Here is a 23,700-nt window from a genome sequence, read left to right as displayed (position 1 = left end):
CCTGACAACGATAAAAAAGATGCCGCGCAGGAAGAATTAGTTGGGGAAACGCACGGAAAAGATGGCGCCGTCGCCGCTGGCGCGGCTGTCGATGGCGATGCTGGCGCCGTGGGCGAGCGCAATATCGCCCACGATCGCCAGGCCCAGGCCACTGCCGGTGGTGCTGTCGTCAAGCCGCACGAAGCGGTCGAATACGCGCTCGCGCTGGGACGGCGCGATGCCGGGGCCGGAATCCTCCACCGCCAGTACGCCGACCTTGCCGTCGCGATAACAGCTGACCGTCACCGTTCCGTGCGCCGGCGTGTAGCGCAGCGCGTTGTCGACCAGGTTGTCGATCAGGTCGCGCAGCAGGAAGCGGTCGCCGGCGATCGGCACCGGCGCCAGTTCGAAGCCGAGGTCAATGCCATTCTTCAACGCCAGGTCGACGAAGTGCTGGATCGACTCCTCCACCAGCGCGGCCAGGTCGAGCGGCTCGAGGCGGGTCTTTTCAAAGTGGCTCGGCTCGGCGCGCGCGAGCGCCAGCAGCTGGTTGGTCTGGCGGATCATGCGCTCGTTCGACAACAGCATCAGGCGGATCGAATGGACGCTGTCGGCGTCGCCGCCGTGGCGCGCGGCGAGCCACTCGAGTTGCAGCTTGACGCCGGCTAACGGCGTGCGCAGCTGGTGGGCGACGTTGGCGAGGAAATCGTGCTGGGCGCTGGCGCCGGCCTGCAGCTTGGCCAGCAGATCGTCGAAAGCGGCCACCACCGGCGCCAGTTCGACCGGCACGTCGGCCGCGCCGACCGGCGCCAGGTCGTCGGCGTCGCGCGCGCGCAGCCGGGCCGACAGGCGCGCCAGCGGCTGCAAGCCGTTGGTGACGGAAAACCAGATCAGGCCGACCAGCACCAGGGTAAACAACGCTTCGAGCGCGACCAGGGCGCCGACGGTGGCCGACAGGTCCTGTTCCAGGCGCAGCTGCGCCGGAGTCCAGCCGAGCATCGCCGCCAGCGCCGCGCCGGCCACATTGACCAGCAGGATCGGCCCGATCAGCCACTTCAGCAGGCGCAGCCGGATGCTAGTCATGCGCCGCCTCCAGCATGTAGCCGAAGCCGCGGATGGTGCGGATGGCCACGCCGGCGTCGGCAATTTTCAAGCGGAGGCGCGAAATGTAGACTTCCACCGCATTGAGCGTCAGGTCGTCGCCCCACGGCAGGATCGCTTCGATGATCTGCTGCTTCGACACGACGCGCCCGCCGTGCTGCAGCAGGTATTCGAGCACCGCCCACTCGCGCACCGACAGGTCGATGGCGCGTTCGCCGATGCGGGCGCGGCGGGCCGACGTATCGAGCCGCAGTTCGCCCAGCGCCAGCAGGGCCGGCGGCGGCGCGTTGCGGCGCGCCAGCGCCTTGATGCGCGCGACCAGCTCGGCGGTGGCGAACGGCTTGACCAGGTAGTCGTCGGCGCCGGTTTCGAGGCCGCGCACGCGGTCTTCGACGGCGTCGCGCGCCGTCAGCAGCAGCACCGGCAGCGCGCTGCCGCGCGCGCGCAGGCGGCGCACCACTTCGAAGCCGTCGATGCCGGGCAGGCCGATGTCGAGCACGGCGACATGGATCGCCGCCGCTTCGGGGCGCTGCAGCAACTGGTCGGCCAGCAGGCCGTCGCCGAGCACCTCGACGGCCATGCCGTGGGTTTCCAGGATGCGCGACAGGCCATCGGCGAGCACGGCGTCGTCTTCGACCAGTAATACATGCATGAGTACGGAATGGGAAGCGGGAGAGCGCCCATTATGGGGCATTTCGGTTCTCAATCCCAACAAAATACCCGCCGCGTTGGCGGCGCCCCCCAGTAGGACTAGGACCACAAAGTTCTATGAATGCAGCCTACACGGGGGCGACTGCTAATCTTATGTTCGGCAACAGACTAAGCCCGTATCGTTCATACATCGCGAATCGGCAACAGTCAGAAAAAGCCGTAACGCTCCCGATGTCATGTAGAGATAATGAGGATAAAAATGAACAGCACTCAACTTGGTGGTACCGCGCAAAAAGCTCCATCGGTAAACCAGATTTCCGGCAATCCGCTGGAATCAAAAGTTGCGTCCAAACCCGTCGTCAGCTATAGCGGCACCCAGCAGAACGAATTGCTTGCCGCGCTGCCACGCCATGACCTCGAAACCCTGTTCGACCACCTGGAACTGGTTGCCCTGCCGTTTGGCAAGGAACTGTTCGAGTACGGCAGCAAGCTCGAGAACGTGTATTTCCCCACCACCGCCATCGTCTCACTGCTGTACGTGATGGAAGACGGCGCCACCACCGAAATCGCCGTGATCGGCCATGAAGGCGTCGTCGGCATGTCCCTGTTCATGGGCGAGCGCGCCATGTGCAGCGCCGTCGTGCAGAGCGCCGGCTACGGCTACCGCCTCAAAACGCAATACCTGCGTGACGCCTTCAACCAGGGTGGCGCCCTGCCCCAGTTGCTGATGCGTTACACCAACGCGCTGTTTGCCCAGATGGCGCAGAACGCCGTCGGCGGCCGCCACAGCTCGATCGAACAGAAGCTGTGCCGCTGGTTGCTCGACCGCCTCGACCGGTCGCCATCGAATGAACTGAAGGTGACCCAAGAACTGATTTCGATCATGCTGGGTGTGCGCCGCGAAAGCATCACCGCTGCCGCCGGCAAGTTGCAGGATGACGGCCTGATTCAATACCGTCGCGGCAACATCACCGTAATTGACCGTCAAGGCCTTGAGGAATATGCGGGAGAGTGCTACAAGGTTGCGAAGACGGAATACGATCGCCTGCTTGCGGATGTGGCGCGCTGATCATGCCCGCTGAGGCGCCCTGCGGGGCACCCTGCTGAACAAGCGGGATCAACGCTTCGACACACGTGCCGATGCCATTGACCCCGCGTTTTATTTTCAGGCTGCCGCCCAGCAGCAACGCCCGTTCGCGCATGCCCAGCAAACCGTGCGATTTCGGTTCGCGCGCGGCGCCTATGTCAATGCCCACCCCGTCATCGCTCACTTCCAGCGCCAGGTCGTCGCCTTCGCGCGCCAGGTGCACGATGACGTGACGCGCGTGCGCGTACTTGGCGACATTGTTGAGCGCCTCCTGCACGATGCGAAACACCGCGATCGCCTGCATCGGCCCGGCCGCATCGACGTCGCCGTCGATCAGCGCTTCGCAGTCAACGCCGGTGACCTGGGTGTACTCGTCGCAGTAACTGTGCAGCGCCGCCGCCAGGCCCAGGTTGTCGAGCAGGCTCGGTCGCAAGTTTTCGACGATGCGTCGCTTCAGCTGCACCGTATCGACCAGTGTCGCGCGCGCGCGCTCGAGCATGGCCGCCAGCGGCGCATGTTCAGGGCGCAGCCGTTCGGTGACGGCGTTGATGTCGATGCTGATCGCCGTCAGGTTGGCGCCCATGTCGTCGTGCAGTTCGCGCGCCAGCTTGGCCTTTTCTTCCTCGCTGACGCTGATCAGGTGGCGCGACAGCACCGCCAGCTGCTCGGTGCGCAGCACCACCATCGACTCGAGCGTGTCGTTGGCGTGTTCGAGCGCGCGCTGGGCCAGCACGCGCGAAAAAACGCTGCGCCGGATCAGGCGGTAGAACAGCGCGATGACGAGGATTGCCGTCAAGTTGATGCCGATGCCAAGCACCACCGCGTTGTGGTATTCCTTGTAGAAGGCCGCACTGCGGGCCGCCGTCAGCTCGCTCTGCTCGCGCGCGATGATCACCACCAGCAGGCGAATCTCGTCCATCACACTTTGGCTTTCAGCCGTTTCGGCGATCTTGACCACGTCGCCAAGACCGCCGGAACGGTAGACCGCCAGCGTCTGGTCCATGCTCGCCAGTTTGCGGTCCGTCAGCGAGCGCAGCTGCGCCAGGTTCTTCAGTTGCGACGGGCTGTCGGCCAGCAGGTTCTGGAGTTCGGCAAATTGGGTATTGATCTCGGCGCGGGCGGTGCGCAGCGGGCCGAGATAGGACTCGGCGCCGGACAGGAAATGGCCATGCAGGCTGCTTTCCGCATCCATCATCAGCACGTTGAGATATTGAACTTTGTCGCTGACCCGCGCACCCTGGTGTTGCAGCTCATTGGCGCTGCGCAGCGACTGCAGGTTGCGCGCCAGGCTGATGCCGTTGACGACGAGGATCAGGACGCACAGCAGACACAACAGAGTTTTATAAAACGGCAGACCCGGTTTGGCCGCGGAGTCGGTGGTGAAATACATCCTCGGTTTCCTTTGCGCACTGCAGAGTCATTCTATCCGCATTCTAGACCGGGACTGCGAGCGTTGCAGCCAAGCACAACTATGAAATGTGCAAGGCTGCCAGGATCAAGGCGCCGGGCGCTTAGTCGAGAAGATTGTTTTTCATAGCGTAGTAGGTCAGGTCGCTGTTCGACTGCAGGCCCATTTTTTCCATGATGCGCGTGCGGTAGGTCGACACCGTCTTGATCGACAACGACAGCGCGACACCGATGTCGGACACGGTCGCCCCCTTGGCGAGGCGCAGGAACACCTGGAACTCGCGGTCGGACAGCTCTGTGTGCAACGCCGTATTCGGGTCGCGGTCAAAACTTTGCGCCAGCAGTTCGCCGACGGTCGACGACACGTAGCGGCGGCCCTGGAATACGGTGCGCACGGCCGTTTTCAGTTCGTCCGCTTCGCATTCCTTGTTCAGGTAGCCGTTGGCGCCCATCTTGAACAGGTTCAGCGCGTACTGCTGCGCCGGATAGCCGGACAAAATCAGCACCGGCAGGTTCGGCTGGCCCTGGCGGATGGTGCGCAGGATATCGATGCCGCTCTGGTCGGGCATGGCGATATCGAGCAACAGCACGTCGCAAATTTCGCGGCGTGCGATGTCAAGGGCTTCACGCCCTGTTGCGCCTTCGGCAACAACGGTAAAGTCGTCGCCTGAGGTCGAAAAAATCTGTTTGAAACCTGCTCGTACAATTTGGTGATCGTCACAAATGGCAACGCGTATCATTGTCTTCCCTTATATTTTCCTGGCTAGGAAAGAGCCGAGGCGAACCTCACGCCCGGTACTGCGCATGCGTTCGATGCTACCCTACATATCAATATTCTATCACCTAGCAGCAGCATACAGCCAGCGCACTGACAGCGAGCCCGGCAGAACGCTTACACGCCCTGTTTCAGTAGCGCCAGGATGGCCGACAGCTCGGCGCGAATCATTGCATTGTCAGGATGCTGTCCGCGACCGGCGCCGCCGTCCTGGCCGCCTGCCGGATCGAATCCGTCTTCGCCTGCCGGCGACAGCGCTTCGCCGCCGCGGCTGTCGAGCTTGTTGCGCGCGCCGCTGATGGTGAAGCCCTGCTCATACAACAACTCGCGAATCCGGCGGATCAACAGCACCTCGTGGTGCTGGTAGTAACGCCGATTCCCTCGTCGTTTGACAGGTTTCAGTTGAGTAAATTCCTGCTCCCAGTAGCGAAGCACGTGCGGTTTGACACCGCACAACTCACTGACTTCACCGATGGTGAAGTAGCGCTTGGCCGGGATAGCGGGCAGCACGATGAGATCGGTCTTGCTCGGACGATCGTTCATGGATGGTTCACGCCGCGCGGGCTAGCGGGCTGGTCGCTTCGACCATGCCTTTAAGTTTCTGGCTGGCGTGGAAAGTGACGACCCGGCGCGCGGTGATCGGAATCTCTTCGCCGGTTTTCGGATTGCGTCCCGGCCGCTGCGGCTTGTCGCGCAACTGGAAGTTGCCAAAGCCCGACAGCTTGACCGCTTCGCCGCGTTCGAGCGCATTGCGAATCTCGTCGAAGAACGTCTCGACCATGTCTTTCGCTTCGCGCTTGTTCAGGCCGACCTGCTCGAACAGCAACTCGGCCAGCTCGGCCTTGGTGAGGGTCGGCAAGTCCTTCTCGGCGTCCTGGCGCACCTTGGCGACGAGCATCGCGCGATGCAGGTCGGCCGCCAATGCCGATTGGAGTACGGCCGAATCAACGTCGTTATTATTAATTTTCCAGCCCTGCCTTTTAATTCTAGCTGCGTTTTGGAGAAACTTACGTACGCATGGTTGCGTTATGTTTTTGCTTGGCAGCATCCGCCATCGCCGACATCAAGGCGTCGACGACATCGTCCTGCAAGGTGGTTTGAGTATCTTGCAAGCTAAAGCGGAATGCAAGACTTTTTTCATCCGACTGCAAACCTTTTCCGCGATATTCATCAAACAAAACAATGGCTTGCACGATGTTTCCGGCAGGATTGACATGTTTCTGCGCGAAGAAAGCGTCGAGCAGATCTTGCGCCGCGACGCCGCTTTGCACCACCATGGCGAGGTCGCGGGTAGCGCCTGGAAACTTCGAAATCTCGTCGTATTTCGGCACCGGCCGTTGCTGCAGCGCGGCGGCGTCGACCTCGAACAGCACCGGCGCCTGCGCCAGTTCGTACTTTTGCAACCAGCGCGGGTGTAGTTCGCCAATGAAGCCGACCGCCTTGCCGTCCAGCTCGACGACGGCCGAGCGCCCCGGGTGCAGCGCCGGATGCTCGGTCTTGACGAAGCGCAGCGGCAGCGGCGCGAACATCGCTTCCAGGTCCGCCTTGACGTCGAAGTAGTCGACCGGGCGCGACGGCACGCTCCACTGCTCGTCCTGCGCCGGCCCGTAGGCAATCGCGGCGAGCCGCTTTGGCTGGTCAAAGCCGGCGATCGACAACGCGCCGTCGACCGCGTACGGATTGCGAAGGAAGATGGCGCCGACCTCGAACACGCGCACGCGCCCGGCCTTGCGGTTCAGGTTGTAGCGCACGTTGGCCACCAGGCTGCCGATCAGCGACGAGCGCATCACGCTCATCTGGCTGGCAATCGGGTTCTGCAGCTTGATCTGGTCGGTGTTGCCGGAAAAATCCGTTTCCCACGACGACTCGACAAAGCTCATGTTGACCACTTCCTGGTAGCCAAGGTCGGCCATGCGGTGGCGCAGCGCGAACAGCGAGCGGATGTGTTCCGGCGCGACGATCATCGCGCTGGCGGCCACCGGCGGCAGCGCCGGGATGTTCTCGAAGCCGTAGACGCGCGCCACTTCCTCGATCAGGTCTTCCTCGATCTCGATGTCGAAGCGAAACGACGGCGCCGTCACCGCGAACTTGCCGGGCTCTTGCGTGAACGCCAGGCCGAGGCGGGTGAAGATATCGGCGATCAGTTCATCGGTCAGCGGCACGCCGATGACCTTCTGGGCGCGCGCGGTGCGCAGCACCACGGGCGAGCGCTGCGGCAGGTTGACCGCCTGGTCGTCGACCGGGCCGACAACGGTGGCGCCGGTGCCGCAGATTTCGACGATCAGCGCGGTGATGCGCTCGAGGTGTTCGACGGTGGTGGCGAAGTCGACGCCGCGCTCGAAGCGGTGCGCCGCATCGGTCGAGAAATTGAAGCGGCGCGCGCGGCCCTGGATCGCATTCGGCCACCAGAACGCCGCTTCCAGGTAGATGTTGGCGGTGTCGAGCGTGACGGCGGTGGCGTCGCCGCCCATGATGCCGGCCAGCGACTCGATCTGCTGGTCGTCGGCGATCACGCCAACCCAGTCGTCGACCGCGACGGTATTGCCGTTCAACAGTGTCAGTGACTCGCCCTTGACGCCCCAGCGCACGTCGAGTCCGCCGTGGATCTTGTCGAGGTCAAACACGTGCGACGGCCGGCCCAGCTCGAGCATCACGTAGTTCGAGATGTCGACCAGCGCCGACACCGAGCGCTGGCCGCTGCGCTCGAGGCGCTGGACCATCCAGCCTGGCGTCTGCGCGCGCGCGTTCAGGCCGCGGATGACGCGCCCCGAAAAGCGGCCGCACAGCTCGGGCGCGCTGATTTTTACCGGCAGCACTTCGTCGCTGTTGACCGGCACGATGCGCGCGGCAGGCTGCACCAGCGGCGTGCCGGTCAGTGCCGACACTTCGCGCGCCACGCCGAGCACCGACAGGCAATCGGCCTTGTTCGGCGTCAGCTTGATGGTGAATTTCAGGTCGTTCAGCGCCAGGTAGTCGCGGATGTTCTGGCCGACCGGTGCGTCGGCCGGCAGTTCCATCAGGCCGCTGCTTTCTTCCGACAGCTTCAGCTCCTTCGCCGAGCACATCATGCCTTGCGACTCGACGCCGCGCAGCATGCCGACCTTGATCTCGAACGGCTTGCCGTCGGCGCCAGGCGGCAGCACGGCGCCGGCCATCGCGCAGATCGCCTTCATGCCGGCGCGCACGTTTGGCGCGCCGCAGACGATGTTGAGCATCGTGCCGGTGCCGACATCGACGGTGCACACGTTGAGGCGGTCGGCGTTCGGATGGCGCGTCACTTCCAGCACTTGCGCGACGACCACGTTCGAAAACGGCGGCGCCACGGCCTCCACTTCCTCGACCTCGAGGCCGGACATGGTGAGCAGGTGGGACAGTTCATCCGACGTCATCGCCGGATTGACCATCGTGCGGAGCCATTTTTCGGAAAATTGCATATGCGTGCCTTGCGACGTAGTGTTATTAGTTGAACTGCTTCAGGAAACGCAGATCGCCTTCGTAGAACAGGCGCAGGTCATTGATTCCATAACGCAGCATCGTCAGGCGCTCGAGGCCGGAGCCGAACGCGAAGCCGATGAACTTTTCCGGATCGAGTCCGAAGTTTTGCACCACCGTCGGATGCACCTGGCCGGCGCCCGACACTTCCAGCCAGCGGCCCTTCAGCGGGCCGCTGCCGAACGCGATGTCGATCTCGGCGGACGGCTCGGTAAACGGGAAGTACGAGGGCCGAAAGCGCACCTGCAGGTCGTCGGTCTCGAAGAAGGCCTTGACGAAATTGAGGTACACGCCCTTCAGGTCGGCAAAGCTGATGTCCTCGGCGATCCACAGGCCTTCGACCTGGTGGAACATTGGCGAGTGAGTCGCGTCGCTGTCAACGCGGTAGGTGCGGCCAGGGGCGATCACCTTGATCGGCGGCGTGTGCGTGCGCGCGTAGCGCACCTGCATCGGACTGGTATGAGTGCGCAGCAGCAAAGGCTTGCCGGTGCTGTCGTTGCCTTCGATGTAGAACGTGTCCTGCATCGAGCGGGCCGGATGGTTTTCCGGGCTGTTGAGCGCGGTGAAATTGGTCCAGTCGTTTTCGATCTCGGGGCCGTCGGCCACGTCGAAACCGATCGAGCGGAAGATTTCCTCGACCCGCTCCCAGGTGCGCATCACCGGATGGATGCCGCCCATCGAGCGCCCGCGGCCTGGCAAGGTGACGTCGATCGCCTCGGCGCCGAGGCGCGCTTCGAGCTGGGCGTTGGCCAGCGCGTCGCGCCGCGCGGTGAGCGCGGTCTCGATCTGCATCTTGGCCGCATTGATCAACGCGCCTTGCGCCTTCTTCTGGTCCGGGTCAAGTTTGCCCAGGCCCTTCATCTGTTCGGTGATCTGGCCGGTCTTGCCAAGGTACTTGGCCTTGGCATTTTCCAGTGCGGCAGCGTCTTCGGCGGCGATGAAGTCAGCCTGCGCGGCAACGACGAGTTCTTCCAGGGAGTTCATGCGTGTGTGGTTTCCTGTCTGGGTGCGGCGCGTGTCGCGCCACAATCAAAAACGGGGCACAGGTTTGAACCTCTGCCCCGCTCTTTAAACGCCGCCCGGAGGCAGCGCTTGGCAACATCGTTGCTTACGCAGCGATCTTTGCCTTGACGGCGTTGACAATCGCGGCGAAAGCCGGCTTGTCCATCACTGCCATATCGGCCAGGACTTTACGGTCCAGTTCGATCGATGCTTTTTTCAGGCCGTTCATGAATACGCTGTACGTTACGCCATGCTCACGGGAAGCGGCGTTGATACGGGCGATCCACAGGCGGCGGAATACGCGCTTCTTGTTGCGGCGGTCACGGTACGCGTACTGGCCAGCGCGCATGACTGCTTGCTTGGCAACACGGTATACCTTGCTGCGGCGACCACGGTAGCCTTTAGCTTGGACAAGAATTTTCTTATGACGGGCACGAGCTGTAACCCCACGTTTTACTCTAGGCATAGTAACTCCTTAAATTGAGTGTGAGATTAAGCCGATGGCATCATGCGTAACACGGACTTGACGTCTGCCTTATCGACATTCGTGATACCGCGCAGCTGGCGCTTGCTCTTGGTCGTTTTCTTGGTCAGGATGTGACGCTTGAAAGCGTGGCCCGACTTGACGGTTCCACCTGGACGCACGCGAAAACGTTTTTTCGCAGAGCTTTTGGTCTTCATTTTAGGCATAGCAGTTATGTCCTGTCGGACAGCTCCATTATAGGATTGCAGGTGGCAGCAACTCGCTGCGCTTAGATGCCTGCTTTCACATTGTTTCCATTCCGCTGGGGAAGGAAGCCGAGGATTTTAACATACATCCCCGCGCAAATACCAAGGGCGGGTGAGAAAACTCACCCGCCCTTGTTGTTTCGCCAGCCGAGAGGCCGGCCAGCGTTATGCTTTTTTCTTCTTCGGCGACAGAATCATGATCATCTGGCGGCCTTCCATCTTCGGGAACTGTTCGACCTGGCCATACGGCTCAAGGTCGGCCTTCAGGCGTTCGAGCATGCGGAAACCAATGTCCTGGTGCGCCATTTCGCGGCCACGGAAACGCAGCGTGATCTTGGTCTTGTCGCCCTCGTCGAGGAACTTGATCAGGTTACGCAGCTTGATGTTGTAGTCACCATCATCGGTACCCGGACGGAATTTGACTTCCTTGACGAGGATGATCTTCTGCTTCAGCTTCGCTTCGTGGGCCTTCTTCTGCTCCGAATACTTGAACTTGCCGTAGTCCATCAGGCGGCATACCGGTGGCTGCGCGGTCGGCGCAATCTCCACCAGGTCGACGTTGGCCTCTTCGGCCAGACGAAATGCTTCGGCCAGGCTCACAATGCCGAGCGGCTCGTTTTCTACCCCGGATAAACGCATTTCGGGGGCAGTGATTTCGCCATTGATGCGATGCGACTTGTCAGTAGCTATGGTGTTTCCTTATAAAGTTTGGTATTCGGCCATGCTGCTTCAAGCTTTGGATGCAATCTCTTGCTTGAGACGCTCCACGAGGGCTTCGACGGACATTACGCCCAGATCGACATTGCCACGTGCTCGCACGGCCACAGTGTTGGCATCCCGCTCCTTATCGCCGATCACTAGGATATATGGCAATTTTTGCACGGAATGTTCACGTATTTTATAGGTTATTTTCTCGTTTCGCAAATCAGCGTGAACGCGGAACCCGGCTTTCCTCAACTGGTCGGTGACATGTTGCGTAAATTCAGACTGCGCGTCCGAGATGTTCAGAACGGCAATTTGCACCGGCGCCAGCCACAGCGGCAGTGCGCCGGCGAAGTTTTCGATCAGGATGCCGATGAAGCGCTCCATCGACCCGACGATCGCGCGGTGCAGCATGACCGGCACCTTGCGCGAATTGTCGACTGCGACATACTCGGCGCCGAGGCGGCCCGGCATCGAGAAGTCGACCTGCATCGTGCCGACCTGCCATGGACGGCCGAGGCTGTCCTTCAGGTGGTATTCGATCTTCGGGCCGTAGAATGCGCCCTCGCCCGGCAGCTCGGTCCACTTGACGTCGCAGGCCGACAGCGCCGCGCGCAATGCCGCTTCAGCTTCATCCCACACTTCGTCCGAGCCGATCCGGTTATCCGGACGCAAGGCGATCTTGACGTCGATGTTCTCGAAGCCGAAATCGCGGTACACCTCCATCGCCTGCGCGTGGAAGGCAATCACCTCCGGCTTGATCTGCTCTTCGGTGCAGAAGATGTGGCCGTCGTCCTGGGTAAAGCCGCGCACCCGCATGATACCGTGCAGCGCGCCGGACGGCTCATTGCGGTGGCACTGGCCGAATTCGCCAAAGCGCAGCGGCAAGTCGCGGTAGCTCTTCATGCCGGCGTTGTAGATCTGCACGTGGCCCGGGCAGTTCATTGGCTTCAACGCATACGAGCGGTTTTCCGACTCGGTCGAGAACATGTTCTCACGATAATTTTCCCAGTGACCGGTCTTCTCCCACAAGGTGCGGTCGAGGATCTGCGGGGCCTTGACTTCCTGGTAGCCGTTGACCTGGTACTTGTGGCGCATGTACTGTTCTACCTGCTGCCAGATGGTCCAGCCTTTCGGATGCCAGAACACCAGCCCAGGCGCCTCGTCCTGGAAGTGGAACAGGTCGAGCTGCTTGCCGAGCTTGCGGTGGTCGCGCTTCTCCGCCTCTTCCAGGTTGTGCAGGTACAGTTCCTGGTCTTCCTTCTTGGCCCAGGCGGTGCCGTAGACGCGCTGCAGCATCTCGTTTTTCGAGTCGCCGCGCCAGTAGGCGCCGGCCAGCTTCATCAGTTTGAACACCTTGATCTTGCCGGTCGACGGCACGTGCGGGCCGCGGCACAGGTCGGTGAAACCGCCCTGGCCATACAACGACACGTCTTCGCCGGCCGGAATCGACGCGATGATCTCAGCCTTGTAGGCTTCGCCGATCGACTTGAAGTAGGCGACCGCTTCGTCGCGCGGCATGACCGAACGCGAGACTTTTTCGTCCTTCTTCGAAATTTCCACCATCTTCTTTTCGATGGCGGCCAGGTCGTCCGGCGTGAACGGGCGCTTGTACGCAAAGTCGTAGTAGAAACCGTTTTCGATCACCGGGCCGATCGTGACCTGCGCTTCCGGGAACAGTTCCTTGACGGCGTGCGCCAGCAGGTGGGCAGTGGAGTGGCGGATCACGTCCAGCCCTTCCGGGTCCTTGTCGGTGATGATGGCGAGGTCGGCGTCCTGCTCGATCAGGTGCGAGGTGTCGACCACCTTGCCGTCGACTTTGCCGGCCAGCGCCGCCTTGGCCAGGCCGGCGCCGATACTGGCGGCAACCTGGGCCACGGTGACAGGACCGTCGAATTCACGGGTGGAACCATCGGGAAGGCGGACTGAAACCATGCTGTTCTCCATTGGCGCGGGGCGCCGAATAATTACGAATAATAGGGTACAAAAATGCACAAACAAAAATGCGGACGAAAAAAAACGCGGGCTAGCCGCGCTTGATCTTTTCGTTGAGCGAAAGAATCCACCTCGACTAACGTCGCTGGAACAACTCCGTCGTAGTTCGCGGTGTCATAACCATGGTGCCTTTCTCGCTCTTACATTGCTTACTGCTAAATTCTGGTGGGCGGTGAGGAATTCGAATCCCCGACCCCTTGGATGTCGACCAAGTATTCTAACCAGCTGAACTAACCGCCCGAAGACCAGCATTATAGATAGCCGGTTCGGGAATGACAAGGGGTATTTTGCGCGCCCGAGGCTGGTGTCCGATTTCTAATATACTTCGTCCATGAACGCAGAATCTCCCGCCCCCTCCTCCGCCCACCTGCACGCCCACCGCGCCGGCGACGCCAAGCATGCCCACTTCATCGAAGCGCGCAGCCAGAAGGCGCTGGCCGGCGCCCTCGTGCTCACGCTGCTGTTTGCCGTCATCGAGGTTGTCACCGGCTTCATCTCCAATTCGCTGGCGCTCATTTCCGACGCCGGCCACATGGTTACCGACGCCGCCGCACTTGGCCTGGCGCTGCTGGCGCAGCTGATCGCCAAGCGCCCGCCGTCGGCGCGCCACTCGTTCGGCTTCGGCCGCGCCGAGGCGCTCGCCGCGTTCGTCAACTGCCTGGCGATGCTGGCCCTGGTGGGCTGGATCGTGTACGAGGCGGTGCGCCGCTTCGCCGATCCGCAGCCGGTGCAAGGCGCCATTGTGCTCGGCGTGGCCGCCGTCGGCATCGTCATCAACCTGCTCGTTGCGTGGATGCTGTCGCGCGACCACCAGAACATGAACACACGCGCGGCAATGGTCAACGTCATGGGCGACCTGCTCGGCTCGATCGCCGCGGTGGTGGCCGGCGCGGTCATCCATTTCACCGGCTGGGTACGCATCGACCCGCTGCTGTCGGTGTTCGTTTCACTGCTGATCCTGAAGTCGACCATCGGCGTGCTGCGCGAGTCATACCACTTCCTGATGAAAGGCGTGCCCGATCAGATCGACTACGTCCAGGTCGGCGCCGACCTGGCCGCGCTCGACGGCGTCAAGTCGGTGCACGACTTGCACATCTGGGAAATGTCGCCCGGCGAGCCGGCGCTGATCGGCCACCTGGAAATTGCCGACCTGGCGCGCTGGCCGCAGGTGCTGCGCGCGGTGCAGGACATGCTGCTGGCCAAGCACGGCATCGACCACGTGACGCTGCAACCGGAAACGCCGGACGCCCGCGCGCACGCCATGTAAGCTCTGTCTTACCCGCGCTCGGCGCGAATCCCGATATACCAGCCAGGCATATGTTGCAATAATCTCACAATGTCTACTCAATCTTCTCCCCTCGTCTACGACACGCTGATCATTGGCGGCGGACCGGCCGGCCTCACCGCCGCGATCTACCTGCGCCGCTTCACCCGCAATGTCGCGCTGTTCGACAAAGGCAACAGCCGCCTCAGCTGGATTCCCGTGTCGCACAACTACCCGGGCTTTCCGGATGGCGTCGCCGGCACTGACCTGCTGAACAACCTGCGCTGCCAGCTCGCCCGCTACGGCGGTTCAGTAACAAACGCCGAGATCGTGCGCCTGCGCATCGACGATGGCGCCTTTGTCGGCGAGTACGACGGTGGCGAAGTACGCGCTTTGACGGTACTGTTGGCGACCGGCATCCAGGACATGGGGTTGCCGGTCGAAAGCTGGCGCGCGGCGGTGGCCTGCGGCGCGGTGCGCCTGTGCCCGGTGTGCGACGGCTACGACGTCATGGACAATCGCATCGCCGTGGTGTCGTCGGAAACCAACCCGACCGGTCATGCCATGTTCATGCGCACCTTCAGCGCCGACGTCACGCTGTTCGACCGCAGCCACGGCTCTATCCTCAGCCCGGACGAGCAGCAGCAGCTCGACGCGGCCGGGGTGCGCTACATCAGCTCGGCCGTGTGCGGCGTCACCATGACCGCCGACATGAAGCCGGTGCTCAACACCAGCAATGGCAAGTCCTACGAATTCGACGTCATGTATCCGATGCTGGGCGAGACCGCGCGCTCCGAACTTGCAGCCGCACTCGGCGCCGAAACGGCCGATTGCGGCGACGTGGTGGTCGACGCTTTCCAGGCCAGCGGCGTCCCCGGCCTGTACGCAATTGGCGACGTGGTGCTCGGCCTGAACCAGATCAGCGTCGCCACCGGCCAGGCCGCCGTCGCCGCCACGCGCATCCACAACACCCTGCCGTGGACCTTGCGGCCCAAGGCCTGAGCCGACGTTGCTATACTGGCCAGCTCACGTCAACTGCCGCGGCCGGGCTATTCCACATGAATGACATGCACGAGCGAATCTCGCTCAGTTTCAACGCGCAGGGTTTGATGGCAACGCTCGGCGCCGAACTCGTTTCGGTTGCCGATGGCGAGGTGCATATTGCGCTGCCGTTCTCGACCCACGTCGCGCAGCAGCACGGTTTCGTCCATGCCGGCGCTATCACCACCATCGTCGACAATGCCTGCGGCTACGCTGCGCTGAGCCTGGCACCGCCCGGGTGCGAGGTCGTCACCGCCGAATTCAAGGTCAACTTCGTGCGGCCGGCAGTGGGCGAACGTTTCCTCGCGATCGGCAAAGTGGTCAACGCCGGCAAACAGCTGACAGTGTGCACCGGCGAAGTGCGGGCGCTGACGGGCGCGGAATGGAAAGTGGTGGCGATCATGCAGGCAACGATCGCCAACGTCAGTTAGTGCCGCCGAGCCAACAGCTTGTGATATTCCGCGACCATTTCACCGTTGACGATCACCGGATCGGTGGCGACACACAGGTCTCGGCAACTTCAATGTCTTGTGTCGCAAGGACGCCGACATACGTCGGTCGAATGTCAAGGAACTGAACAATGGCCGGCCAACTCTGTATGGAGAAGTATGTCAATCGGAGGATGCCATGAGCGCGCTCAAAAAACTGGCTGGGAAACGGCGTGCGCGACGGCAACTGGCTCTCTAGCAGAGGATCGCAGGACATTGCCGCAGTTACCCGTGAAATGGTGCCCATGTTGGCCGGCGAGCCCGAAGTGATCAGGCAGCGGCTTGCGGCACAGTCCGATCCGCAGCCGGAGGAGCCATCCGAGGTGCCGGGCCAGCCGCTGCGCTGGTTGGCAACGCCGTCGGTCGGAACCATGCTCGGCCTGGCGCTGCTGGGTGTCGACGTGGTCGCCGCAAGCCGCGCGCGCCGCGGCAAGCCCGAAACTACCATTCCACAGGACCGGCCACTTGCATTGCCGGCTGCAAAACCATAAACGGCACAACACAGGAGTGACAAACCTTTGCGGTCGCGCTCCAGGACGGTTAACGATCCTTCAGCCGGCGCAATTGCGCGGCCTGGTAAGCGCCGAAGACATCGTTGAACAGGCAGCGAATCAGCGGATCGTCGACGATGTCGGCCGCCGCCTGATCGGCTTCGATATCGGCGGCGAACACCGCGTCGTTGATCCGCATGTACATCGACGTGAGCGACTCGCCCAATTCCAGCGCCGCGTAGAATTTTGAAATCGGCACTTCGGTGGTCCACGCCAGGCGATCGACCGCGCCAGGCAGCACAGTGATGGCGTCGCCCTCGAGCCGATAATGAAATTGCGACTCCGCGCCCGTATGGGCGAAAACCGATAAGCGCCAGATGCGCGCATTTTCAAAAAAGCTGTCCTCGGGCAGCTCCATCGCACGGTATTTTTCCAGCAGGCCGGACCGGCAGTAGTCGAATACCCGCTCGGCCTGCGCGTCGCCCAATGGCGAAAAGCGACGCGCGATTTCCGCCGTCGGCGGCGCCTTCGCGCCAGGATCGTATCGATAATCAACGTCCTGCTCGCCGACCGGCACGACCCAGCCAAGCGGCGCAGAGGGCGTCAACGTATCGGCGTCCAACTCCATCGATACCGAGGGATTCATCCGCACCACCTGCACGCCGGGCAGCGCAGCCTCGACTTCCTGTTGAAACTGGCGATAGGCAATCGGGAAAAACGCCTGGTTGTACCAGGACCAGGGCTCCTGCTGGAACTGGCACGAACTGGGCACCACGTAGCGCGGATTTAACAGCCTGAGCTGTTCGAACCATTCGGCCGGCAATTCAGTGGGCGCGGGCGAAGCGCGCGATGGCGACAGCACGTCGATTTCGCGCATCGTCTGAAATGGCCACAGCACGATGTCCCACGGCGCATCGCGCGCGAGCAGCACCAGTGCGTCGGGATCGATCCACGAATCGACGACATTGAGCACATTCAATCCACCCGCCTTGACCTGAAACATCGAGTCGACATCCGCATCAAGCGCTTCGCGCGGAATTACGTCGAACGGCCCGACAACGACCGGTACATTCGTCTTCAACTGCTCGACGTTGGCGAAGCCCAGTTCCCTGACCATGGCGAACAGTTCGTCGAACAGGCAGTAGATATACAGCGGAGTATTTCGATCAAGGTGATCCAGGCTCTCGAGCGAGCAATGATCGTCATGAAAATGCGAGATAAACACCGCATCGAGCTTCAGCTGGCCGATCTGCTGAAGATCGAAGCGCACATCGGGAAAAGCGTGGCAATTGCGGCTGAAGGGATTTTCGAATATCGGATCGAACGCGATCGTCGTGCCGCCATGTTCGAAAACATAGCCTGCGTGCAGAATCCTGGAAATCTTCATTGGCACTTCACTTTGACGACGCCAGCGCGATGCGGCGCTGGATGCGCTCCACTTCGGCGGTGTCGCCGGCGGCGCGCGCGCGCTGCTCGGACACGCCCAGCCACATCAGCAGCGGCCGGCGCCAGCCCTGGCTCGACGCGGTGTCGACGGCGATGACGATGTCGGGTGGCGCGGTGCGTCCCGCCTGCAGCATGGCGCCGGCGGCAACCAGCCGCGACAGCGGATCGGCAACGCCAGCGAGCGGACCGCCGCGCGCGATGACCTGGTGCTGCTCCGGCAGCAGCGTCACGTCGAGTCCCCGCCACTGGCCGGCGAGGTAGGCGGCGTAGGCGCGCTCGGCCGGCGTGGCGTCGCCCGCCAGCGCGGCGAAACCGCTGCATTCGCCCACCACCAGGCTGGCGGTGTACACGGCGCAGCGCACCAGCTCGGCGTGGGCGACCATGTCGGCGCGGCCGGTGCTGGCCAGTTCGGAGCGCGCGCGGGCGAAGTCGCTGGCGGCAATGCTGGTGTCGCCCTTCAGGTAGGCATCGCGAAAACTATCGAGCGCGCTGACGGCGTTGCTGCGCCACGATGGCTCGACCGGTTTGCTCGCGCAGCCGGCCAGCACCAGCGCGATCAGGGCCGCGGAAAGGGTCTTGTTCATGGCAGTTTCAGCTCCGTCTTTTTGGCAAAAGGCCACTTGCGGTTGATTTCGTCGACCAGCCGCGTGACCTTGCGCAGGCTGCTGTCCACCTCGGCACGCAGCGCACCGAGGTCATCGGTGGCCACGCGCGCATTCTTGCCGACCGCCTGGGCTTCGACCAGCACGGCGTCGACTTTTTTCAACGTATCGCTGGCGTCTTTCAGTACAACATTGAGCTGGATGACGGCAGCCTGGGTCTCGTCCATGACACCATTCTTGCCGAACACGCGCTTGTCGGCATTGGCCAGCAAGGCGTTGACGCGGTCGAGTGTGATCATCAGCTTTTTCGCCTCTTCGTCGCTGCCGAGGGCGCCGCCGAGCAAGCCGTACTTGCCGGCAAAGCGCGCCGTGGCGGCCTGCACGTTGGCCAGGCTGGCATTGATGCTCGAATCGCTGCGCGTCATCGATTCGAGGTTTTCCAGCAGCGAGCGCGCGGTGGCGACCAGGCGCGGAATTTCGGCGGCCGTGTCGCCGCGCAGCACAGTGCGCTCGGCGCCGTCGGGCAACGGTGGATCGGTGAGGATACCGCTGTAAGCCTTGATCCGCGTCTCGCCGACAAGACCGCGCTCAAGCGTGAAGACACTCGATATGCGCAGCCACTTGGCATCCTTTTTCGGCACGTCGAGCAGAATGCGCGCCTTGCCGTCCGGCGCAAGCTCGACCTGGCTGACGCGGCCGATCGGAAAGCCGGTGAAGGTCATATCCATGCCTGGCCGCACCCCTTCGGAGTCGTCCGACACCAGCACCAGGCGCTGGGTGACTTCGAACACGCCGCGCGCGTACATCACGTACAGCAGGAAGCCGGTCACCAGCGACACCATCAGCACCAGCAGGATGACGGCCTTGACCTCGACTTTGGGCGGCGATTCTGGCTCGGGTATGGTCATGGGTTGCATTCTCTCAGAAATATTTGACGGCCAGCGAGCCGGCCTCGATGACCAGCAGCACGAACAACAGGCGCACCGCGCCCGGCTGCATGGTGGAAGTGGAGTCGCGCCCGAAGCGCTGGATTTCGAGGATCGCGGCGGCCGGAATCACCGCCACGGCCAGGCCGAACAGCACCGTCTTGATGGCGAAACCGACCGTCACGGCCGGTTCGAAGACACGGCCGACGGTGCGCGTGTAGTCGTCCACGCCATATGGCGACAGGCCGTAAACGTTCAGATAGGCCAGCACCAGCACGACGACGCTGCTGACCATGGCCAGCGTCAACACGGCGAACGCGTTGCCGGACACTTCGGCCACCAGATCGCGCCGCAGGCGCCATGCGGCATCGGACGATTGATCGGCGGCCAGCGGTTCGAGCGCGGCCGTGTTGAACGCCATGCCGGCGCGCAGTGCGACAAACAGCGCGGCCGACAGCGGAATCAGTTCCAGCACCAGCACGCGCACCACCATCTCGAGCGCGAAGCCGGACAGCCCGTAGCTGAACGCGGTGACCAGCACAATGCGGATGATCACCAGGCTGACCAGCGCCGACAGCGCGGTGAACCACGGCAGCACTTGCCAGGCGCCTAGGTAGATCTGGCGCGCGGTGGCGACACGGTGCGCGCGCGTGTAGGTCGACGGCGAGAACGCCAGCACCAGGGCAATCGCGCCGAGAAACAGCATTCGCCACCAACTGGCGGCCTTGTGCGTGGCCCATCGGCCCCACTGGCTCGGCTTGGTGTAAAGGAAGGAATTGGCGCGCATGCCCGAATGATAACCCAGGGGTCAGGTCTGACATTCGGACATTTTGTCGCTGAAATGGTCGAATGTCAGACCTGACCCCGGCCGTGCGAGGTCAATGCCGGCGCGCTTCCTGCACGCCGGTGACTTCGCCGATGGCCAGCAGCGCCTTCTGCAGCTGCGCGGTGGAACTGATCTCCGCCGTAAACGTCATGCGCGCCTGGCCCTTGGTGGTCGCCGTATTCACGCCGATGACGTTGATTTTCTCGCGCGAAAACACCTCGGAGATATCGCGCAGCAAGCCCTGGCGGTCGCCTGCGAGGATGAACACGTCGACCGGATACACAGTGTCCTGCCCGGCCCGCCCCCAGTCCGTGTGGATCACCCGCTCCGGCGCCTTGGTGCGCATCTCGGCAAAGTTCTTGCAGTTGGCGCGGTGAATCGAGACGCCCTTGCCGCGCGTGACGAAGCCGACGATGCCGTCGGGCGGCGCCGGCCGGCAGCACTTGGCCAGCGCCGTCATCAGCCCTTCGGTGCCAACCACCAGCACGCCCGACTTGGCGCCAGACTCGACGCTCGAGGCCCGGCTCTTGCCGAGCACAACCTCGTCGTCCGGCACCACCACTTCGCCGGTATCGTGCAGCGCCTGCTCGACATGGCGCAGGCTGAATTCTTCCTTGCCGACCGACACGAACAAGTCGTCGACCTTGGAGAAGCCAAGCTTGTGCGCCAGCGTGTCCAGATTGACCGCAGTCTTGCCTTCGCGCTGCAGCGATTTTTCCACCAGGGCGCGGCCGTGCGCCAGGGTTTCTTCCAGATCGATCGCATGGAACCAGGCACGCACCTTGGCGCGCGTGCGCGTGCTGACCGTATATTCCGGGCTGAGCCAGTCGCGCGACGGACCGGCGCTGCCGGGGGCCCCCTTGGCGGTGATGATTTCCACCGTCTGGCCATTGCGCAGCGCCGTGTTGAGCGGCACCATCACGCCGTCGACGCGGGCGCCGCGGCAACGGTGGCCCACTTCGCTGTGCAGGTGGTAGGCGAAGTCGATCGGCGTGGCGCCGACCGGCAACTCGAGCACCCGCGCCTGCGGCGTCAGCACGAAAATGCGATCGTCCAGGGTCGCCGACTTGAGCTTTTCGACCCACTCGCGCTGGATGTCGTCTTGCCCGACGACGGCGTCGGCGACGTCGGTCTTCCACGCCAGCAGCTGGCGCAGCCAGGCGATCTTCTCGTCGTACTTCTGGCCCTTGAAGTTCGAGCCGCCCTCTTCCTTGTAGCGCCAGTGCGCGGCGATGCCGTACTCGGCAAAGTTGTGCATTTCCTGGGTGCGGATCTGCACTTCCAGCGGCCGGCCGTCGTCGGCGGTCACCACCGTGTGCAGCGACTGGTAGCCGTTCGGCTTCGGCCGCGAGATGTAGTCGTCGAATTCTTTCGGGATAGGCGTCCAGATGTTGTGCACCAGGCCGAGCACCGCGTAGCAGGTGCGGTCGTCCTCGACGATCACGCGAAACGCGCGCACGTCGTACAACTCGGTGAAGTCGAGCTCCTTGCCGCGCATCTTGTTCCAGATGCTGTAGATGTGCTTGGGCCGGCCGAATACCTCGGCCTTGATGCCGGCCGCGGCCAGTTCATTCTCCAGCCGCGTGATGGCCGACTGCACGAAGCCTTCGCGCATCATGCGCTTTTCTTCGAGCATCTTGGCAATGCGGCGGTACGTTTCCGGTTCCAGGAAGCGGAACGACAGGTCTTCCAGCTCCCACTTCAGTTGCCAGATGCCGAGCCGGTTGGCGAGCGGCGCGTACAGGTCCATCGTCTCGCGCCCGTACGCACGCGTCATCTCGTTGAACAGCCGCAGTTCGGCAAAGTAGCGCAAGGTGGTCACGCACGAGGCCAGCCGCACCAGCACCACGCGCATGTCGGTGGCCATGGCCAGCAGCATCTTGCGCAAGGTTTCGACCTGGGCCACCGCCTGCTGGGCGGCGCCCTTGGCAAGCCGGCCGGTCTGCGGACCGGCGACCTGGTGGCCGACCGTCATGTCGCGCAGGCGCATCAGCTGGCGCACGCCGGTGACGAGGTCGGTCGCTTCCTTGCCGAAGCGCGTTTCGAGCCCGCCGGCGGCAGCCGGATCGATCACCGCCAGCTCGAACAGCAGGCCGGCTATGCGCGTTTCGGCGTCGCTGCGCAGAAACGCCAGGGTGCTGGCGACGCCGACCGAGAACTCGAGCGCGCCCTGGCCGGAACTGCACACGCTGTCCTGGTAGACTTCGCTGGCGTAGGCCAGCGCTGCCTGTACGCGCGCGGCGTCCTCGGGTCCGAGGCCTTGTACGAGTTCAGCTGTTGCGCTGCCCAGCGCGGCAATTGCTACCACGGGGAATTCAGCGCAATGCCGCGGTGACGACGATTTCGACCAGGCAGGCCGGATTGGCCAACTTCGCTTCGACCGTCGCGCGCGGCGGCGTGTGGCCGCTTGGCACCCATTCGTCCCACACGTCGTTCATGCCGGGAAAATCGGCCATGTCGGCGATGTAGATCTGGCACATCAATATGCAACTCTTGTCGCTGCCGGCCTCGGCCAGCAAGCGGTCGACGTGGGCCAGCACTTCGCGCGTCTGGCCGCCAATGTCGGCGGTGGTGTCGTCGGCAATCTGGCCGGCCACGTACACAGTTGCGTTGTGGATCGCCACTTCGGACAATCGCTTGCCTACGTGCAGTCGGGTAATTTCCATGGTATTCAAAAGCCTTTTGTTGTTTTAGCCGACCAGGAACTTGCGTGCGATCGCAATCTGGTCAGCGTTAATGAAGGTTGGCGCGTGGCCGGTGTCGGCGATTTCGACCAGCTGCGGGTGCGGTCCGCGCTTGAGCATCTGCTCGGCCGTCGCGCGCGACAGCAGGTCCGAATTGGCGCCGCGCACCAGCAAGGTCGGGCAGCGGATCGCGTCGTAGGCCGCCCACAGCGCCGCTTCGTCGGCCTTGGCCTTGTCGGCAGTGGCGCCGCGCAGCGGCACGGCCACGCCCATGTCGTAGTGGCGCACCCACTGGCCGTCGCCGCCTTCGCGCAGCACGTCGGCGGCCAGCTTGTGCCATTGCTCGTCGGTATGGGTGCCGAACGAGGCCGATACCTCGCGCACGAAGGCGGCCCCTTCGGCGAAGCTGGCAAAGCGCAGATCCTGGCCGATATAGTCGCCGATGCGCTGCAGCGCGACCGGATCGAGCGTCGGGCCGATGTCGTTGAGAACGAGCTTGCCGATCGGATTGCCGGGCAGCGAAGCGAGCGCCATGCCGATCAGTCCGCCCATCGACGTGCCGAACCAGTCGACCTGGCCGGTCTCGTCGGAGTGTGCGGTCACGCGCGCGATCAGGGTGACCATGTCGCTGACGTACTGCGGAATCTGGTACAGCTGCGGGTTGCCCAGCTTGCCCGAGCGGCCGCGCCCGACCACGTCGGGGCACACCACGCGGTAATGGTCGGACAGCGCCCGCGCCAGTGCGTCGAAGTCGTCGCCGACGCGGGTGACCCCGTGCACGCACACCAGCACGCGCGGATTGTCGGGCGCGCCCCACTCCTTGTAGGCCATATGGTGCAGCCCGGCGGGCGAAATGCACTGAACGGATTTGATTCTTGCTGCGGTCATGCCGGCTCCCAGATTCAACGCGATGCTTCAATTTTGTCTACAACCGACATTTTACCGGTCGTTGCGATTAAAATCTTGGGCAAGTGTAGCCTGTCGTGCTGCCCACCTTCGCCATCTCCATTTT

The 23,700-nt window shown here is 63.0% G+C and carries 24 protein-coding genes and 1 tRNA gene; 5 read left to right on the top strand and 20 right to left on the bottom strand.

Annotation, left to right across the window (positions count from 1 at the left end; translation table 11 throughout):
* Window positions 1-36: 36 nt before the first annotated feature.
* Together ACP7DD_RS14255 and ACP7DD_RS14250 are read right to left on the bottom strand one after the other, a co-directional pair.
* The gene (locus tag ACP7DD_RS14255) at window positions 37-1,062 is read right to left on the bottom strand and encodes a sensor histidine kinase (protein WP_426175482.1); all 1,026 of its coding nucleotides are present in this window, start codon (window positions 1,060-1,062) and stop codon (window positions 37-39) included.
* Window positions 1,055-1,732 (bottom strand): response regulator transcription factor, encoded by a 678-nt coding sequence (locus ACP7DD_RS14250; protein WP_426175481.1) that lies wholly within the window; start codon window positions 1,730-1,732, stop codon window positions 1,055-1,057. Before ACP7DD_RS14250 ends, ACP7DD_RS14255 begins: the two co-directional genes overlap by 8 nt.
* 258 nt (window positions 1,733-1,990) lie before the next feature.
* Between ACP7DD_RS14250 and ACP7DD_RS14245 the strand changes: the two genes are divergently transcribed.
* A complete protein-coding gene (locus tag ACP7DD_RS14245) occupies window positions 1,991-2,800 on the top strand; it encodes a Crp/Fnr family transcriptional regulator (protein WP_426175479.1) in 810 nt (269 codons plus the stop codon).
* Here the strand turns inward: ACP7DD_RS14245 and ACP7DD_RS14240 are convergent.
* The 11 genes from ACP7DD_RS14240 to ACP7DD_RS14190 all read right to left on the bottom strand — a co-directional run bounded on the left by ACP7DD_RS14240 (window position 2,700) and on the right by ACP7DD_RS14190 (window position 13,160).
* Window positions 2,700-4,208 carry a CHASE3 domain-containing protein gene (locus tag ACP7DD_RS14240; RefSeq protein WP_426175477.1) on the bottom strand — a complete coding sequence of 503 codons (1,509 nt, stop codon included), beginning with the start codon at window positions 4,206-4,208 and terminating at the stop codon, window positions 2,700-2,702. The genes ACP7DD_RS14245 and ACP7DD_RS14240 overlap by 101 nt on opposite strands.
* A 121-nt stretch (window positions 4,209-4,329) precedes the next feature.
* Complete coding sequence (locus ACP7DD_RS14235; protein WP_099787743.1) at window positions 4,330-4,965, bottom strand: response regulator; 636 nt, start codon at window positions 4,963-4,965, stop codon at window positions 4,330-4,332.
* A 152-nt stretch (window positions 4,966-5,117) separates the two neighbouring features.
* Window positions 5,118-5,543, bottom strand: a complete 426-nt coding sequence (locus ACP7DD_RS14230; RefSeq protein WP_426175475.1) for a MerR family transcriptional regulator — start codon at window positions 5,541-5,543, stop codon at window positions 5,118-5,120.
* 7 nt (window positions 5,544-5,550) lie between these two features.
* A complete protein-coding gene (locus ACP7DD_RS14225) occupies window positions 5,551-5,898 on the bottom strand; it encodes an integration host factor subunit alpha (RefSeq protein WP_099787929.1) in 348 nt (115 codons plus the stop codon).
* Between the two features lie 109 nt (window positions 5,899-6,007).
* A complete protein-coding gene (gene pheT / locus ACP7DD_RS14220; protein WP_426175473.1) occupies window positions 6,008-8,434 on the bottom strand; it encodes a phenylalanine--tRNA ligase subunit beta in 2,427 nt (808 codons plus the stop codon).
* A 25-nt stretch (window positions 8,435-8,459) separates the two neighbouring features.
* Window positions 8,460-9,476: a phenylalanine--tRNA ligase subunit alpha gene (gene pheS / locus ACP7DD_RS14215; protein WP_426175472.1), complete on the bottom strand. Its 1,017-nt coding sequence runs from the start codon at window positions 9,474-9,476 to the stop codon at window positions 8,460-8,462.
* A gap of 124 nt (window positions 9,477-9,600) precedes the next feature.
* Window positions 9,601-9,960 (bottom strand): 50S ribosomal protein L20, encoded by a 360-nt coding sequence (gene rplT / locus ACP7DD_RS14210; RefSeq protein ID WP_038493023.1) that lies wholly within the window; start codon window positions 9,958-9,960, stop codon window positions 9,601-9,603.
* A gap of 26 nt (window positions 9,961-9,986) precedes the next feature.
* On the bottom strand, window positions 9,987-10,184 hold the full coding sequence (gene rpmI / locus ACP7DD_RS14205; RefSeq protein ID WP_099787739.1) for a 50S ribosomal protein L35: 198 nt from the start codon (window positions 10,182-10,184) through the stop codon (window positions 9,987-9,989).
* 204 nt (window positions 10,185-10,388) lie between these two features.
* Entirely contained in the window at window positions 10,389-10,913 is a 525-nt protein-coding gene (gene infC, locus ACP7DD_RS14200; protein WP_099787738.1) for a translation initiation factor IF-3, read from the bottom strand.
* A gap of 39 nt (window positions 10,914-10,952) precedes the next feature.
* Complete coding sequence (thrS, locus tag ACP7DD_RS14195) at window positions 10,953-12,860, bottom strand: threonine--tRNA ligase (protein ID WP_426175471.1); 1,908 nt, start codon at window positions 12,858-12,860, stop codon at window positions 10,953-10,955.
* Between the two features lie 223 nt (window positions 12,861-13,083).
* Window positions 13,084-13,160, bottom strand: a tRNA-Val gene (locus tag ACP7DD_RS14190).
* Window positions 13,161-13,251: 91 nt separating this feature from the next.
* Between ACP7DD_RS14190 and ACP7DD_RS14185 the strand changes: the two genes are divergently transcribed.
* The 4 genes from ACP7DD_RS14185 to ACP7DD_RS14170 all read left to right on the top strand — a co-directional run bounded on the left by ACP7DD_RS14185 (window position 13,252) and on the right by ACP7DD_RS14170 (window position 16,204).
* The gene (locus tag ACP7DD_RS14185) at window positions 13,252-14,187 is read left to right on the top strand and encodes a cation diffusion facilitator family transporter (protein WP_426175470.1); all 936 of its coding nucleotides are present in this window, start codon (window positions 13,252-13,254) and stop codon (window positions 14,185-14,187) included.
* 69 nt (window positions 14,188-14,256) lie between these two features.
* Complete coding sequence (locus tag ACP7DD_RS14180) at window positions 14,257-15,186, top strand: NAD(P)/FAD-dependent oxidoreductase (protein ID WP_426175469.1); 930 nt, start codon at window positions 14,257-14,259, stop codon at window positions 15,184-15,186.
* Between the two features lie 56 nt (window positions 15,187-15,242).
* Window positions 15,243-15,656 carry a PaaI family thioesterase gene (locus ACP7DD_RS14175; protein WP_426175468.1) on the top strand — a complete coding sequence of 138 codons (414 nt, stop codon included), beginning with the start codon at window positions 15,243-15,245 and terminating at the stop codon, window positions 15,654-15,656.
* Window positions 15,657-15,886: 230 nt separating this feature from the next.
* Window positions 15,887-16,204, top strand: a complete 318-nt coding sequence (locus tag ACP7DD_RS14170) for a hypothetical protein (RefSeq protein ID WP_426175467.1) — start codon at window positions 15,887-15,889, stop codon at window positions 16,202-16,204.
* Window positions 16,205-16,253: 49 nt separating this feature from the next.
* On the opposite strand, the gene ACP7DD_RS14165 is transcribed toward ACP7DD_RS14170, so the two are convergent.
* The 7 genes from ACP7DD_RS14165 to ACP7DD_RS14135 form a co-directional block, all read right to left on the bottom strand.
* Window positions 16,254-17,591, bottom strand: coding sequence for an MBL fold metallo-hydrolase (locus ACP7DD_RS14165; protein ID WP_426175466.1), 1,338 nt, complete (start codon window positions 17,589-17,591; stop codon window positions 16,254-16,256).
* 7 nt (window positions 17,592-17,598) lie between these two features.
* Window positions 17,599-18,234: a lipoprotein gene (locus ACP7DD_RS14160; RefSeq protein WP_426175465.1), complete on the bottom strand. Its 636-nt coding sequence runs from the start codon at window positions 18,232-18,234 to the stop codon at window positions 17,599-17,601.
* Complete coding sequence (locus ACP7DD_RS14155) at window positions 18,231-19,160, bottom strand: MlaD family protein (RefSeq protein WP_426175464.1); 930 nt, start codon at window positions 19,158-19,160, stop codon at window positions 18,231-18,233. Before ACP7DD_RS14155 ends, ACP7DD_RS14160 begins: the two co-directional genes overlap by 4 nt.
* A 13-nt stretch (window positions 19,161-19,173) precedes the next feature.
* Complete coding sequence (locus ACP7DD_RS14150) at window positions 19,174-19,965, bottom strand: MlaE family ABC transporter permease (RefSeq protein ID WP_426175463.1); 792 nt, start codon at window positions 19,963-19,965, stop codon at window positions 19,174-19,176.
* A gap of 91 nt (window positions 19,966-20,056) precedes the next feature.
* On the bottom strand, window positions 20,057-22,312 hold the full coding sequence (locus ACP7DD_RS14145) for a RelA/SpoT family protein (RefSeq protein WP_426175462.1): 2,256 nt from the start codon (window positions 22,310-22,312) through the stop codon (window positions 20,057-20,059).
* Between the two features lie 7 nt (window positions 22,313-22,319).
* Window positions 22,320-22,670: a RidA family protein gene (locus ACP7DD_RS14140; protein WP_426175461.1), complete on the bottom strand. Its 351-nt coding sequence runs from the start codon at window positions 22,668-22,670 to the stop codon at window positions 22,320-22,322.
* A gap of 24 nt (window positions 22,671-22,694) precedes the next feature.
* A complete protein-coding gene (locus tag ACP7DD_RS14135; RefSeq protein ID WP_426175459.1) occupies window positions 22,695-23,576 on the bottom strand; it encodes an alpha/beta fold hydrolase in 882 nt (293 codons plus the stop codon).
* Window positions 23,577-23,700 lie beyond the last annotated feature (124 nt).

It is taken from the genome of Massilia sp. TWR1-2-2 (assembly GCF_049897565.1).
In the GTDB taxonomy this organism is placed as follows: Bacteria; Pseudomonadota; Gammaproteobacteria; order Burkholderiales; family Burkholderiaceae_D; genus JAFCUW01.
The sequence above is the reverse complement of the archived record's forward strand: the minus strand, read 5'-3'. Positions and strand labels throughout refer to the sequence as shown.

Excerpts from the sequence above, each read along its gene's own strand:
- ACP7DD_RS14255 (WP_426175482.1), bottom strand. The coding sequence starts at position 1,062 with ATGACTAGCATCCGGCTGCGCCTGCTGAAGTGGCTGATCGGGCCGATC.
- ACP7DD_RS14250 (WP_426175481.1), bottom strand. The coding sequence starts at position 1,732 with ATGCATGTATTACTGGTCGAAGACGACGCCGTGCTCGCCGATGGCCTG.
- ACP7DD_RS14245 (WP_426175479.1), top strand. The coding sequence starts at position 1,991 with ATGAACAGCACTCAACTTGGTGGTACCGCGCAAAAAGCTCCATCGGTA.
- ACP7DD_RS14240 (WP_426175477.1), bottom strand. The coding sequence starts at position 4,208 with ATGTATTTCACCACCGACTCCGCGGCCAAACCGGGTCTGCCGTTTTAT.
- ACP7DD_RS14235 (WP_099787743.1), bottom strand. The coding sequence starts at position 4,965 with ATGATACGCGTTGCCATTTGTGACGATCACCAAATTGTACGAGCAGGT.
- ACP7DD_RS14230 (WP_426175475.1), bottom strand. The coding sequence starts at position 5,543 with ATGAACGATCGTCCGAGCAAGACCGATCTCATCGTGCTGCCCGCTATC.
- ACP7DD_RS14225 (WP_099787929.1), bottom strand. The coding sequence starts at position 5,898 with ATGCTCGTCGCCAAGGTGCGCCAGGACGCCGAGAAGGACTTGCCGACC.
- pheT (WP_426175473.1), bottom strand. The coding sequence starts at position 8,434 with ATGCAATTTTCCGAAAAATGGCTCCGCACGATGGTCAATCCGGCGATG.
- pheS (WP_426175472.1), bottom strand. The coding sequence starts at position 9,476 with ATGAACTCCCTGGAAGAACTCGTCGTTGCCGCGCAGGCTGACTTCATC.
- rplT (WP_038493023.1), bottom strand. The coding sequence starts at position 9,960 with ATGCCTAGAGTAAAACGTGGGGTTACAGCTCGTGCCCGTCATAAGAAA.
- rpmI (WP_099787739.1), bottom strand. The coding sequence starts at position 10,184 with ATGCCTAAAATGAAGACCAAAAGCTCTGCGAAAAAACGTTTTCGCGTG.
- thrS (WP_426175471.1), bottom strand. The coding sequence starts at position 12,860 with ATGGTTTCAGTCCGCCTTCCCGATGGTTCCACCCGTGAATTCGACGGT.
- ACP7DD_RS14185 (WP_426175470.1), top strand. The coding sequence starts at position 13,252 with ATGAACGCAGAATCTCCCGCCCCCTCCTCCGCCCACCTGCACGCCCAC.
- ACP7DD_RS14180 (WP_426175469.1), top strand. The coding sequence starts at position 14,257 with ATGTCTACTCAATCTTCTCCCCTCGTCTACGACACGCTGATCATTGGC.
- ACP7DD_RS14175 (WP_426175468.1), top strand. The coding sequence starts at position 15,243 with ATGAATGACATGCACGAGCGAATCTCGCTCAGTTTCAACGCGCAGGGT.
- ACP7DD_RS14165 (WP_426175466.1), bottom strand. The coding sequence starts at position 17,591 with ATGAAGATTTCCAGGATTCTGCACGCAGGCTATGTTTTCGAACATGGC.
- ACP7DD_RS14160 (WP_426175465.1), bottom strand. The coding sequence starts at position 18,234 with ATGAACAAGACCCTTTCCGCGGCCCTGATCGCGCTGGTGCTGGCCGGC.
- ACP7DD_RS14155 (WP_426175464.1), bottom strand. The coding sequence starts at position 19,160 with ATGACCATACCCGAGCCAGAATCGCCGCCCAAAGTCGAGGTCAAGGCC.
- ACP7DD_RS14150 (WP_426175463.1), bottom strand. The coding sequence starts at position 19,965 with ATGCGCGCCAATTCCTTCCTTTACACCAAGCCGAGCCAGTGGGGCCGA.
- ACP7DD_RS14140 (WP_426175461.1), bottom strand. The coding sequence starts at position 22,670 with ATGGAAATTACCCGACTGCACGTAGGCAAGCGATTGTCCGAAGTGGCG.
- ACP7DD_RS14135 (WP_426175459.1), bottom strand. The coding sequence starts at position 23,576 with ATGACCGCAGCAAGAATCAAATCCGTTCAGTGCATTTCGCCCGCCGGG.